At 63.0% G+C, this 12,753-nt stretch carries 13 protein-coding genes; 10 read left to right on the forward strand and 3 right to left on the reverse strand.

Annotated elements, in window-relative coordinates; translation table 11 throughout:
• The first annotated feature begins 179 nt into the window (after window positions 1-179).
• The 9 genes from RF638_RS09585 (at window position 180) to RF638_RS09625 (ending at window position 7,290) form a co-directional block, all read left to right on the forward strand.
• Entirely contained in the window at window positions 180-1,073 is an 894-nt protein-coding gene (locus RF638_RS09585; protein ID WP_368841897.1) for a DUF2971 domain-containing protein, read from the forward strand.
• 360 nt (window positions 1,074-1,433) lie between these two features.
• The gene (locus RF638_RS09590) at window positions 1,434-2,453 is read left to right on the forward strand and encodes a hypothetical protein (protein ID WP_368841898.1); all 1,020 of its coding nucleotides are present in this window, start codon (window positions 1,434-1,436) and stop codon (window positions 2,451-2,453) included.
• A 167-nt stretch (window positions 2,454-2,620) separates the two neighbouring features.
• A complete protein-coding gene (locus tag RF638_RS09595) occupies window positions 2,621-3,421 on the forward strand; it encodes a hypothetical protein (RefSeq protein WP_368841899.1) in 801 nt (266 codons plus the stop codon).
• A gap of 2 nt (window positions 3,422-3,423) precedes the next feature.
• The gene (locus RF638_RS09600; RefSeq protein ID WP_058954330.1) at window positions 3,424-4,476 is read left to right on the forward strand and encodes an ImmA/IrrE family metallo-endopeptidase; all 1,053 of its coding nucleotides are present in this window, start codon (window positions 3,424-3,426) and stop codon (window positions 4,474-4,476) included.
• 87 nt (window positions 4,477-4,563) lie between these two features.
• A complete protein-coding gene (locus RF638_RS09605; protein WP_368841900.1) occupies window positions 4,564-4,845 on the forward strand; it encodes a hypothetical protein in 282 nt (93 codons plus the stop codon).
• A 69-nt stretch (window positions 4,846-4,914) separates the two neighbouring features.
• Window positions 4,915-5,580 carry a hypothetical protein gene (locus RF638_RS09610; protein WP_368841901.1) on the forward strand — a complete coding sequence of 222 codons (666 nt, stop codon included), beginning with the start codon at window positions 4,915-4,917 and terminating at the stop codon, window positions 5,578-5,580.
• Window positions 5,577-6,014: a hypothetical protein gene (locus RF638_RS09615; RefSeq protein ID WP_368841903.1), complete on the forward strand. Its 438-nt coding sequence runs from the start codon at window positions 5,577-5,579 to the stop codon at window positions 6,012-6,014. The genes RF638_RS09610 and RF638_RS09615 overlap by 4 nt, the downstream gene beginning before the upstream one ends.
• Before the next feature lie 31 nt (window positions 6,015-6,045).
• A complete protein-coding gene (locus tag RF638_RS09620; RefSeq protein WP_368841904.1) occupies window positions 6,046-6,567 on the forward strand; it encodes a hypothetical protein in 522 nt (173 codons plus the stop codon).
• 204 nt (window positions 6,568-6,771) lie between these two features.
• Window positions 6,772-7,290: a hypothetical protein gene (locus tag RF638_RS09625; protein ID WP_368841906.1), complete on the forward strand. Its 519-nt coding sequence runs from the start codon at window positions 6,772-6,774 to the stop codon at window positions 7,288-7,290.
• 534 nt (window positions 7,291-7,824) lie between these two features.
• Here RF638_RS09625 and RF638_RS09630 read toward each other — a convergent pair.
• On the reverse strand, window positions 7,825-9,021 hold the full coding sequence (locus RF638_RS09630; RefSeq protein WP_368841907.1) for a Fic family protein: 1,197 nt from the start codon (window positions 9,019-9,021) through the stop codon (window positions 7,825-7,827).
• Between the two features lie 443 nt (window positions 9,022-9,464).
• On the opposite strand from RF638_RS09630, the gene RF638_RS09635 reads away from it, so the two are divergent.
• The gene (locus RF638_RS09635; protein WP_368841908.1) at window positions 9,465-10,058 is read left to right on the forward strand and encodes a recombinase family protein; all 594 of its coding nucleotides are present in this window, start codon (window positions 9,465-9,467) and stop codon (window positions 10,056-10,058) included.
• Window positions 10,059-10,234: 176 nt separating this feature from the next.
• Here RF638_RS09635 and RF638_RS09640 read toward each other — a convergent pair whose 3' ends face one another.
• Both RF638_RS09640 and RF638_RS09645 read right to left on the reverse strand, forming a co-directional pair.
• Window positions 10,235-11,275, reverse strand: a complete 1,041-nt coding sequence (locus RF638_RS09640; RefSeq protein WP_368841909.1) for a hypothetical protein — start codon at window positions 11,273-11,275, stop codon at window positions 10,235-10,237.
• Between the two features lie 423 nt (window positions 11,276-11,698).
• On the reverse strand, window positions 11,699-12,337 hold the full coding sequence (locus RF638_RS09645) for a trans-aconitate 2-methyltransferase (RefSeq protein ID WP_368841910.1): 639 nt from the start codon (window positions 12,335-12,337) through the stop codon (window positions 11,699-11,701).
• Between the last annotated feature and the right edge of the window lie 416 nt (window positions 12,338-12,753).

Consider the following 12,753-nt stretch of genomic DNA (forward strand, 5'->3'; position numbering starts at 1 on the left):
CCGGCGCGATGCCTGCACCCGACTCAGCCTGCTGCCTCGCAGGAACCATATGAGCCCCTGTGGGCGGTTGTGAATAGCCTGTACACACGACTGGGGAAGCGACACCTCTGCTCTTGAAAATCGAGATGATGAACCACCTTAACTTTGATGTGCCTCTGGTCCTGGACACTCTTACCGGGATGAGCACCACCGTGCACCGGACGATCCACCCTGTGGACCGCCCACCCTTGACCGTCCAAAGCGGCCGAGGCTGGCACTACACCTCCCTGTCCGCATTGCGCAGTATCATCCAGAGCCAGCAGTTGTGGGCTACCAGCTGGCGGGCGACCAATGATCGTACGGAGTTCCGCCACGGGATCGAGTTCCTGCGGCAGGCATGGGAGCACCATGGCCGTGAAAACTCATTTGCGGACGGGACGCGCGAACTCCTGGAGCAGGCTGGGCCGTTCGAGGGGTACCCAGATTACTTCGAGCATGTCAACATTCTGTGCGCTGCTCGGGAACGGGACAGCCCCTACCAATGGAACTCCTATGCCACCGGCCCTGAAGGTGTGTCCATCGGGTTGGATCTGGGAATCGAACTGGTCACCGACGTCGACGACCGGCCACGGCATGACGGACAGGCAGAGCTGTTGGGCATGCAGTGGCTCAAGGTTGTCTACACCGAGCGACAGAAGCAGTTGACCGCAGCCCGGTTCGTCACGGAGATGGACGACTCGATCCGACAGGGCATGGACATGAACCTGACAAGCTTCATGGTCTTCAACATCCTGACGGCGCTGAACGTTAAGCACTCTGGCTTTCGCCACGAAAAGGAGACCAGATGTGTCAGTCTTTCCGCTGGCGTGGAGTTGCAGGTGATGCCAGCCAATGCGCAAAAGACGATTGTGCCCTGGAAGGGCTTGCCGCTACAGGCCACGCCAGCGACCGCAGAACGCCAACCCCTACCCATTGCAGAGATCTTGGTCGGGCCTCGGGCCAGCGAAGAGACCGTCGCAACGGTCACTCAGTGCCTCATCGACGCCGGCATGGGCACCGTGCCCGTGGAGCGAAGTGAGCTTCCCTTCCGCTGATATCCACTGGTGTGTCCAGGCCGAGGCCCAAGGCCAGTTGCATGCAGTCGGCGTCAAAAGTCACACTCGCGGTGTCACACACCCCGGCCGCCTCATAACCCATGAGCTATAAGACCATTTGCTTGCGAGGCGCCTCTCCTCCGGGCGTATCTGAACAAACGTGGACGACATGAGGATTCCTAGGTTCAGTGCTGGCTAGGCTGTGTCGTCTATTCGAATAGCACGAATGGCAGTTGAAGTGCCAGCATAGGACATGGAGATCACCTCAACTGGGATCTCCACGGATGACCTGAACGGAACGAGGAACTGTCACTCCTCGGCCTGGTCACCAGCTGGTATGAGTGAGGAGTTGAGGCCGACGTGGCAGTCACAGGAAAAACCGATGTGGTCGATGAGCTCCGTGCGCTTGGGCACTTTGGCGGCCTTACGTTCGAACTTCTGGTGAAGCTCACTCGCGAAGAACTTCGCCGGTTTCCCGCGCTGACCTCGGACCCAGTGTCGACGCACGAGGACTACGTTTCCGATTTTTTCGCGGCCCGCGGTAAGGCGCTTACGGCTGCAGCACTGCTCGAGGCAGAAGACAATGACGCTCTGGGACGCATGTTTCGTCGGTGGGTGCGTAATTGGCTGATCGATCTCCACACGAGCACAGCTATAGGGGCGCTACGGGACCGCTTGGAGAAGCGGCTGGCGCGTGATTCACACTTCGAGCGTGCTCCAGCTGAACATCATTGGGGTCTCGCCGAGGGGCCCTCGGATGCGGGGCGCAATGATGTGGCCGCACTGACCACGGTCGCGCGACGGGTTCACGTGACGTTCTACCCCGAACCGCCGGGAGGGAAGCGGCGCGCGCAGCTTGGGAAACCAGGCGAGCTTGAAGCGTTGCTCAGCGAGCTTTTTCTCGCAGCACAAGGAAGTCTGCACATCAGCACCCTCGTCGCAGTTCTCGCGCATCGGTTTCCTCACGTGTTGGACCCGTCTACCGTCTCCACCGACGAGGACGTGGATGCAGAAGCAGTTCCGGCACCGGAACTCTCTCCGCTTGGCGAGATGGTGCAGCAGGAAGAGCACCAACTTCTCGACTCGCTGGCCAGAGGAGCTTTTGATCGCCTGTCCGTGGAAGAGCGTGAGCTTGTGCTTGTCCTCGACGACTCCAAAGCCGCAGCGCAAACGCTTGGTCTCGGACGCAGCGCGACTGCCGTTCGGATTCGCGCCCTGAAGTCGAAGCTCATCGAGATCGCGGGCGATGAGGTGACCACTCCTGAGGTCCTGCGCCGGGTTATTGCTCTCTGCGCAGCGGAACGCCGACCCCAGGAACCGTCGATCATGGACGCCTCAAAACTTGTCCCGTCACTCCAAGATGGAGGACAGAACCCATGAATATGACACCCAGCGCAGCACGGGCACGACTGCTGGAACTAGCGAAGACGAACGTAGCGCCACTCGTTCTGCGTTCCGGAGCACCTAAGGCTTCAGACGTTGACTCTGCCGAGTACGAGGTGCGAAGCAACCGTCTTTGGGCAGCTCGATGGGCAGGTGCCACCATCTTGCTCCTCACGCTCCGGGAGCCATTTAACCCGCGGACCGTCGTCGTCGCGCCTGTAACGATCGAACCCGGACTGGAGGACCAGGAGTCGGTCGTCCTCGACGCATCAACCAATGAGCTTGGATTGCCGATGACCGTTTGGCTCGGGCTCACGAGGGAGATCCCGATTCGCACCCTGGAGCGCCCCCTCGGTGAGGTTCTCGCAGACATACCCGTATCCCCCGGGACGATCGCCGATATGACTGACGCCACCGGGCAATCTGCTGGCACCCGCCCCGGGCACGGCAATTACGGAGACACATCGCCTAGTGCTGAGAAGCGGGCCGAGATGGAAGACCTACTTGACCAGTGGATGGAAGTCCTCGAACCCCTGTCTTCTGAAGTGGAAAAGGCAGGAACAGACCATGAGAAGCCGTCTTTCACGCTGACGCAGGTGATGGAGGCGCTCGACGTTCCCCAGCGCCAGGCCATGAACATCATCCGAGGCCGCCAAGAACTTTCAGCCGAAGAGATTCAGCAACTGGCCGCGCACGTCGGCTCTACCCCCGATGCCATTAGTGCGGTGGCCGAACCCCTGCCCAGCGATCTGCTTCTTGAACTTGAGCAGCCCCGCTGGCGACACCTCGTCCGCACGGAAGCGCAATCGGGCAAAACCGACGAAGCCGACGCACGGCATAGCGTCGCCCGCCAAACCTTCGCACTTGCAGCGCGCCAGCACGGCGAGGGCAGAAATGTCTGGAGACAGCGATTGCGGACCATCGCACTGGGCCGCCTCAGTGAGAGCACCAACCCAGAGGAGTAGTTGTGCCGAAGCTGTTCGAGGGGACCCCCCAACAGGTCGAGGGCATGTTTGCCGCCCTCGACCAGTGCTGGCCCGGAGCTGCTCCGCGGTTGGCCAGCGACGCCTTCTCGGAGATCACCTCCTGGCCAGAGGTACAAATAGCCCCGGTCCCCGAAGAGAGCAACGTCTCCGGCAACGCCCGCCGCGGATGCTCAGTTGCCGGAGGGTATCTCTGGCAAACCACGCCCCCGACGCTCGTGGTCGCAGAATCCATGTCGTTGCGCCGCCAACGATTCACCCTGTTGCACGAACTCGGGCATCACATCCAGAGCACCGACCTCGGTCTCGGAACCACCCTCATGGAGGCCGAGGACTCCGAGGCCTTTGAGGACGCCGCTTGCGACGCTTTTGCCGCCAGGGTGCTCCTTCCGCCGGCGCTTGTCAGCCAAGCCGTGCCACCAGGCGGTCCGACCGCCGAGAGCGCCCTGGACTTGTTCCATCGATCCCAGGCCTCCCGCGCCGCGATCTGCGTTCGCCTTGTCGCCGAGCTCAAGACACCAGGTGTCGTCGCCGTCTTCGACGCGGAAGGAGCCGTGAGCTTCGCCGCCGCCCGAGGCACGGTCTACCCTCCTGCACGCGGCTCGGACCAGTCCGCAAACCCACTGGTCGCGGCGGCGCTAACCGGACCTCCGACGGACCGCATCATCGGGCGCGATGACGCGCAAATCCACTACTCCACGGGCCACACGTCGAACCGGCTCTACGGCCAGATCGCCTGGTGCGACGGACTTCTGTTCGCGGTGATGGTCGAGTACGGCGCCTCCTGGAAGCCTCACTCGCCTCCCCAAGAGGCCACCGCAGCAGCATCTCCTGCTGGCAAATGGGATGACTGCGAGACATGTGGAACCAATTTCGTCGTCAAATTCACGTGTCCCTCCTGTGGCGAGCCCCGCTGCCCCCGAAGCCACTGCGGATGCACGAGAGCCGCCGAACGGCAATGTCTGCGGTGCTTCCTCGTCAAACACCCGTCCCAGTTCGACGGCGACTCCGAAACTTGCTCCGACTGCGCGTCCTGACCTACCGGACACGGCCGGCGTTGTCCCGTCAGACACGGATGAGACGGGAAACCTCCCGCCCTCACGAACGAGAGACGGGAGCCCCCAGTGGGAACCACAGCAGACGTCCTGGCCGAGATCAGGGCAGACATCGACGCCGACCATGACGCACTGACCGAGGCACGCACACGACTGGCGCTGGTACGGGACGCAGGGAGCTCCTTCTACGGAGCGCTGCGCACCTACCAGAGCGGCTCCCTTGCCGTACACACCATGAACGGCCCGGTGAGTGACGGTGACGGCGGACTAGTCCTAGACCGCCGGTGCTATCCGCGGCTGGGGCCTGAAGGAGACAACGAGTCCCCTCTCGAAGTCGTCGAAGACCTCTAAACGCTCATCGGGCCGATCATCCGCGAGACCTACCCGAAGGCGAGGATCAACACCTCCAAGCGCGGCCCCATGGTCACCTTCGCCGAGCCCGTCAACGACCAGAACCCCACCGTCGATCTCGTCGTCGCCCTCACCAGGAAGGAGGGCAACGGGCTGTGGATCCCGAACCTCACCAAGAACATGTGGGAACCCTCCGACCCCGAAGCCCACGTGGCACTCCTTAATTCCGGAACGGCCTCCTTCCGGTCCACCCGGCGCAAGGTCATCCGGCTGGCCAAGGCATGGAATAAGCAGTACGCCACCCCCGGGGTCTCCTCGTTCATGCTGTCGGTCTGGGCGTATGAGTTCATGGAGCCCGGCATGGGAATCCCAGCCGGCCTGCACGCCCTCTTTGAAGGTGCCGCCAACCGCCTCGAATCCCGTCAGGCCACGCCCGACCCTGCGGGAGTCTCGGCGAACCTCAAGCTGTTGCTGCCCGCCGACAAGGTTCGCCCCCGGCTGCGGAAGGCCGCCGACGCGGTAGCAGAAGCGATGTCCAACGAGGGCGACGAGCAGAAGGTCCGTGCCGCGCTGGCGAAGATCTTCTGGAAGTACATCGAGGCCCCGGCCTCCGAAGGTCTCGCGGCCGCCGCCGGATTCATGTCCAGCCGGAAGCCTGTCACAACGGCCGCTCTCGGGTTGAGCGGGGTGGAGGCAACGATCCCGCCGACCCGGTCCTACGGCGGAAACCGGTGACGGCACGCAGCACTTGGCGCCACCCACCCTGGTTCGCCACCCCCGCCAATCGCATCCGGTTCCTCTACGAGTTCGGACTCGACAACCCCGGTGTCAAGGCCATAAAACCGCGCCGCGCATACCGGGGAGGCTTCGCGCTGTCCACCAGCATCACCCCCACGGGAGTCCCCACGCGCCGCATCGAGATCCACTTCTCTCCCGGCTCCCCGGAAGTGCCCCGAGTGTTCGTCGACGGCCCGACCGAGTCACCGCACCGATACAGCGACGACAGCCTGTGCATGTGGTTCCCCTACGACCCGCCCGAAGCACGCTGGCGCCCCAGCAACGGACCATCCGCTCTGCTCGGCCATATCGCCGCTCACCTCATCAAGGAGCAGTGGTACCGCCAGACCGGCGATTGGCCCGGTGACGAAGTCGGACACCTCGACAACTGATGCCACTTCCGCACAGAGAAAGGACAGCTACATGGACGCAATAACTCTCCCGATACTGCTGACCAGCGCCGTGCTGGCTGCAATCCTCACCGGCACCATCAACACCCTTCTGGCCTGGCGGAAAAGTCGGGAAGAAGAACGATCCAGGGTGCGAACAGTTTTCGCAGAAGCATTTGCCGCTTATGCGGAGTACAAGGAATACCCCTACGTAATCCGCCGCCGCAACATCGAAAAGCCAGGGGAAGAGCGAGTCCGGATTTCCGAGCAGATACGCCAGACCCAGGAACACCTCAACTACTACTTGGCGTGGACGCGTGCCGAGTCCGATGACGTTGGACGGGCATACGACGCCCTCATTGAACAGGTGCGCGCCTCCGCCGGCGTCGCAATGAAAGAGGCCTGGCAGCAGCCGGCCATCGCCGAAGACGCGGCCATGATCATTCCGTCATCGCAAGTTGATCTTGGCAGCCTCAAGACATACGAGGCCGCCTACACAACGGCCGTCGGGAAGCACTTGAAGAAGCTTTCGTCCTGGTGGCCCAAGAAGTGCTGAGACCGTCAAGGAAATTCGCGTGTCCGGCAACTCCGGATCTGCAGGGCGCCGCGTCATGCCCCTCCTTGAAAAAAAATGAACTGCCACACGAACAGGGGACGTTGACCGATCGGTGCGTCAGTCCCGAACCCGGTGAACGCCTGCAGGTGGCGGGACCAACCAGCGCATCCGTGAGGACATTATCGACCATGCAGGGGGAGCCTAATGATATTCAATGATAATGAACGGTCCGAGATCGACTGGGATACCTACGAAAGTTTACTCGTACAGGTGGGGGTGCTCTCCTACACTGCGGCCATACTGCTCGGCGTGCTGGGCGGCCTGGCGCTAAGTCTTCCCTTTATCTGGCTAGTATCGAAGTTTTTCACGGGCGTGATTAGCGATCACCTTGACCCCGTGCCAGCGGACCCCGACACGCCTTGGTCCTTACGACTGTTCCACCGGGCGTGCTCCGGGCTCGCCTTGGGGCTCGAATACGTACTGTCCTTCCGGTGGTACTTCAGCATTTTGAAGTTCCTCACCCGATACTTCCTCCCGGTAACCGCCGCAGCCTTGGTGGCCGGGGTCGCTTACTACAGCGCCGTGCGTTTGTCGCTGGACTACCTGTACTGCGTGGCCGACGAGCGGGCGACGGCCCACTACAAGTGCTCCCCCGAGGAAGAGGGGCGGCCAGTGACAGTGCAGATCTTCGACCGGGTCGTGGACAGCGGACTATACGGGTGAGCGCCACCATCCAGCTCCTCTTCATACGTCTTACCCTGGTCCGGTCGCACCCGGTCGGCCACCGCCACCATGGGTGCCGTGTCGATGAGAAACGAGGCCTGCATGACGTTGAAGGGAAGACAAGAACGGCCAGTGCAACGACGACGCGTGGCCCCTATTTCCGAAGCCAACCCGCGCCCGCCTGAGGTGAGATACAGAATGCAGCATCCATACCCTCGCCTCCTCCGTCGCCCGCACACATCGTCCCAACCCATCCCACCGGCGGCCGCAGGCCGGTACCAAGATTCCGTCCACCAACGCCAACCAGGGTTACCGGACCAGCGCAGGAGGTGGAGTGCCAGCCCGCACAAGGCCCATGGCGAGGCATCACACGTCACTGCGACACTGACCCGCAATGTCTCACAACATTCACGTCTCTGACGCTGCGCTCTCCACAGTGAGAGATCCGGTGAGTTTTGCCAGAGACACCACATGGGCCCCTGGCCTGATGACCACAGTGACAGTGATTGGCCCAACACTTTTATGGCCTCAACCTTAGGTCGCTGAGCGTCGACCAGCCCGTTCGGCAAATGCGTCGATCGCCGCAAGCACCTCGTCACTACGCCAAAATGGTCCCAGCTTGTGCTCGGCCTTCGATTTTGCGATACCTGCTTCTACAAGTGCCCGAAGTGGTGGGTATACATTCGGTTGCTGCACTCCGAGTTCTGAAGCAGCGGCGGCACTGTTGAGTACCGGGCGTTGAGCGAGGACATCTAGAAGCTTCCACGCGTTGGAGTTTCGCCGTGCGTTGAGACGATGATTCCAGCTTTCTCGTATGCGATCGATGTCCTCCACGAGTTTACGAGCATTGCGGACAGCACGCAGTGACGCGTCCGCAAACAGGAGAGTTATTGGGTCTACGTCGCCACTTCGATAAGCCGTAAGCGCCGAGTGATATCCGTCTACGTCGGCAAGGAGTCCTGCAGAGACAGGCACAGCTACGTTCCGAGTCACTCCCCTATGACGTAGCATCGACTGCGCTAGAGCTCGACCTGTTCGCCCGTTGCCGTCACTGAAGGGGTGAATGGTTTCGAACTGAGCATGCCCGACAGCAACAGACGTTAGCGCTGGCACTGCTGTGTTGTTTACAAAACCCACGAGATCGTCCATAAGTTTCGCTATATACTCTTGGTGAGGCGCGACATACGAAGCTCCAACGGGAGTATCTGAGCGCACCCCGATCCAGACGGGTTCATCTCGCCACTGCCCTGGTGTATGACGGGGCTGTTGAGCCATAAGTACGGCGTGCAGCTTCCTGATGGACTCCTCTGAGAGGTCTCGTGCTAGGTCAAGAGCAGCCCTCATAGCTTGCGTATTAGCCGCAATTTCCTCAGCATTCCGACTCTTCTTTACACCCAGCTCAGCGCTGAAAATTGCCCGTGCCGACGCCGTAAGATTCTCAATTTGCGACGACGATGCTGCCTCCGAGCGCAACAGCACAGGAGCGAAGGCTGCAACTCGTTTCCCAAGCTCGGCATCGAAGCGAGCAAGTTCGCGCTCGGCCTCCTCTGCCACCTCGCGGACATCGGGACTCGGTGATGGGATGCGATCTGCGATAAGTGGGACGACCGCAGATAGGTATTGGGATCCTACGATGGCTCGTTCCGGACCTACACCCCATGCAGCATGTGCGCTCGGGATCCACGTGCGCTTCTCATGGCTTACGGACGGCCAGTCGATCGGGGAAGTCATAGTCTAGCTCCTCAGAATTATGAGTTTGACTACTATCTCATAATTTTTGATGATAGCTTTATGAGGTTGCTAGCGGATCGGCCTCGAGTGCACATCCCTCGCCAAGGGTCATTGGCGCACTGCGAGACTCGGGCGCGACCATAGACCGACAGTCCGGCGGTCGACCTTCTGATGCACTGCTCCCTACCAACCACCTGCTTCAATAGCAGACTGGCCAGGCTGCTCCCTTCGTACCTGAATCCCTGCCGTCCGGACGATATCCAAAGCCCTCGGCACGAGATTGGGCGTGATATCTGTCTCGCATCCCAAGGGATGCGAGACGTCTCGTCCGAGAAATTTGCGCCCGCATGTTTCCGCGGTTCAGGGTGTCTCGCATCCTTGTGCTTTATCTATGCCCCTAGAATCGGATACTCAACGTTGGTTGCGAGACAGATGGGGTGGACGTGGGGAAGCGGATCGGGTATGCGCGAGTGTCGACGCGCCAGCAAGAAGCAGACCGTCAAGTGTCTGACCTCCTGGGTGCCGGGGTTCGGCGCGATGACATTTACATCGACCATGGAGTGTCTGGAGGGCGCGCGTCCCGCCCGCAGTTCGATCGTGCCGTGGCTGCGCTCGAAGAGGGTGACACGCTGGTGGTCACCACGTTGGACCGGTTGGGCCGCTCCACGCAGAACATGCTGACCTTCGCCGAAGCACTGCGAGGGAGGGGCGCCGGGCTGCGGGTGCTCAACCTCGGTGGGGGAGACGTGGACACCGCCACCCCGATGGGCTCCATGGTCTTCACCGTCATGGCCGCCCTGGCTCAGATGGAACTGGAGATCAAGCGGGAACGGATCACCGACTCGGTGGCCAAGCGCCGGGCTGCCGGCAAGGACCTCGGTGGTCGGCGCCAGACCTTCACCGACTCCCAGATCCGCAACGCGCTGCGGCTCATCGAGGGCGGAGAGCCGGCCACCCAAGTCGCCCGCGATCTCGGCATGTCCCGCGCCACCCTCTACCGGCGGATCCGGGAGCTCCCGCAGGCGACGGCCATCTGAGACCGTCGTTGTCTGTGGACACCGTGATGCGTTTGAGGCACCTGAGCGGGCTCTTCATCGCGCGGGGTAAACGGGCATGACAACCACCTCTGGTTGCCTGAGCTCCGCGTGGGCGCATCCGGGCCCGCTGGAGGCCGGCATGCGGGAGGCGTTGGTGCGGCATGAGGGCTACGACGTCACTGGGGTCGGTTAATCGCATCGCCGTCCCAGGTGAGGTCGGCGTCGGTGCGCAAGGGCAGTACCTCCAAGCCAGGGGTTCGTATGAGTTCGCGTATCAGTGCGGTGGTGCCGGCCACGAGGGTGGAGTCGAAGTCGATCTCGGTGGCCAGCACCCAGGCGTGGTCCTCGGGCCACAGGATGCTGGGGGAGTGCGCCCACAGGGGCTCCTCGACCCAGGGCGCGCGGGCCGGCCAGGTGGGGTCGGCGAAGTCGTGGGCTCCGGCCTCGAACAGGAAGTAGCTCCGCCCGCTGTTCCCGTGCAGTGCGAACCGCGGACCGGCGGCGATCTCCGCAGCCAGCACCCCTGTGCCGGGTGCCGGGTCGTGATGGGCACCCCGGAAGCGGGCCGTCAGCGACACGTGCGCACCGGTGAGTCTCTGCCGCAGGGCCGCAGCCAGCCGGTCGCGCAGCAAGGGGATGGTGACGCGCCTCGTGTCCTCGTCGGTGTCGGGGGCCGGCCACGCGTCGCTGGGCAGGAGCACGAGACGGGCGGCTCCGGCCGAACTGACCAGTCCGCCCCAGCCCTCCCAGATCGCGGCGATCCCGGTATCCGGGGTGCTGGTGTGCCGGGCCAGCACGGCCGCGGCCGCCGCCAGGGAGGCGGTGTCGAGGCGACCCTCGGTGGTGTCGCTGTACCGCCAGCCGTCGGGGGCGATCGTGCCGTCGACCGCACCGTAGTCGGCCCGGACGAGTCGTGCGTACTGGGCCTGGGCGTGCATGGTCGTCCCGAAGGACGCCGCGGCCTGCGCCCAGGTGGCCCGCTCGGTTTCCAGGGCGGCCTCGAGGTCGGGAACATCGGCAAAGTACATCGCCTGGTCCAGGCCCTGCCAGGTCTTCGTTGCCCGTGGCCGGTCGCGCTCAACCGGATGGAACAAGCGCGCGTAGGCCTCGAAACCGCTGGGCACCACCGACAGGACGCTGCCCAGCGGCTCGGCCTCCATCAGGCGCAGCCACTCACCCCGGCCGGGGTCGGGCACCCAGTCGAATCCTGCTGACATGCCCCCATTCTACCCTGCGGCTCGCCCCATTAGGGGTTGGTCCTAAGCGTTTTCAGGTGAGGTCGTAGTCTCGTTAAATGAGTGTTTCCGGTGTGGTGCGGTCTTGGTTCGACGACGCTGGGTGGGGAGTTGTTGACTCCGAGCAAACCCCTGGGGGGTGTTGGGCTCACTTCAGTCATGTCGCTGTTCGCGGATTCAAGTCACTGGTGCCGGGGCAGGCAGTGGAGCTGGAGTGGGAACAGGCTGAGCAGGACGGGTTCACGTATCGAGCGGTTCGGGTGTGGCCATCGGGAGAAAAACCTGCCGATTCCGAGGCGTCCAGCGAATCCGCGTCGGGGGCTTTCTCCAGCACCCTAAAGATTGTCTGGGACCGCTGAGAACTCGATCAGCTACTGGGGTTGTGGCGTGCGGTTGGGATTGCTATCAGGGGCGGAGTACGGCGGCCAGGTGGCACTCCGGGAAGCGGTGCAGCGGGTCGGGCCGACTCATCGTGCGCCAAACCTCGTCGAAGCCGGCTCGAGCGAGCCGTACGCTCATCTCCTCGGGGTGCCATCGCCAAGCCGGTGCCACCGCGTGATCGAACGGCACGACCGGCTGTTCGTCGCTCTTAATGCTCTGGAAGGCCAGGAGCACCACGCCGCCAGCCGGCATGCGCTGCGCCCAGGATGTGAGCACGCCAGCGATCAGGTGAGGAGCGACGTGGATCAGGCTGAAGCGCGCCAGCACACCCCGCAACGGAACCAGGTCGTCGGTCGACTCCGCCGAGTCGTTCAGGTTTGCCGCACCGCGCCGGAACACCACCTCGGGGTGGGACCGCCGGGCGATGCCCAGCATGGCTTCTGACGGATCGACCCCTACGACGTCTAGACTGCGGTGGGCGAGTTCGGCGGTGACGTGTCCGGTCCCGCACCCGATGTCCACCACGGTGCCCTCGTCATGGTGCTCCCGGACCATGTCAGCGAAGGCGGCGACCGCATGCCGTTCCAGGGGTGTCTGGAACGGGTCCGGGAAGGTCAACTCGTACTGTTCGGCCAGTTCGTCGTAGCCGGGTTGGGTATGCACGCCGGCCAGCCTCCCACACCGCGGTATCCACCGGGCGCTTCGCCTGCCCTCGGGGTGGTGGATCGACCGCCCCCGGCAGGCTCGGAAGCACCCCGGTAGGTTCCGGCAGATGCGCAGCACATTCAGGAGCGCAGCAACCCCTAGGCCCACAGCAGATGTGGTGCAGTTGGGGTTCCTTTTCGGGCAACCGCCCTAATCTAATGTCTCGAGTGTGCTCCACTCGGTGCGGTGACCGAGTGCACTCTGCGTGGGCGTACGCCCGGCGTGCGCACCCCGCCTCGCCCCGAACCCTCAAGGATCTGCGGTGTGTTGGGGGAACCTGGCGCTGAGGGCGGGGTGGCTTTTGTGGTCAGGAGCGTACGAGGCGGGCGATGGCGTCGGAGGCTTCCTTGATCTTGGCCTCGGAGGCCTCGCCA

Source organism: Kocuria sp. CPCC 205235, from assembly GCF_040980905.1.
Taxonomy (GTDB): Bacteria; Actinomycetota; Actinomycetes; order Actinomycetales; family Micrococcaceae; genus Kocuria; species Kocuria carniphila.

Bases quoted from the DNA above. Each gene is read 5' to 3' on its own strand.
- RF638_RS09620 (WP_368841904.1), top strand. From the start codon at position 6,046: ATGGACGCAATAACTCTCCCGATACTGCTGACCAGCGCCGTGCTGGCT.
- RF638_RS09630 (WP_368841907.1), bottom strand. From the start codon at position 9,021: ATGACTTCCCCGATCGACTGGCCGTCCGTAAGCCATGAGAAGCGCACG.
- RF638_RS09625 (WP_368841906.1), top strand. From the start codon at position 6,772: ATGATATTCAATGATAATGAACGGTCCGAGATCGACTGGGATACCTAC.
- RF638_RS09640 (WP_368841909.1), bottom strand. From the start codon at position 11,275: ATGTCAGCAGGATTCGACTGGGTGCCCGACCCCGGCCGGGGTGAGTGG.
- RF638_RS09610 (WP_368841901.1), top strand. From the start codon at position 4,915: ATGGTCACCTTCGCCGAGCCCGTCAACGACCAGAACCCCACCGTCGAT.
- RF638_RS09585 (WP_368841897.1), top strand. From the start codon at position 180: ATGAGCACCACCGTGCACCGGACGATCCACCCTGTGGACCGCCCACCC.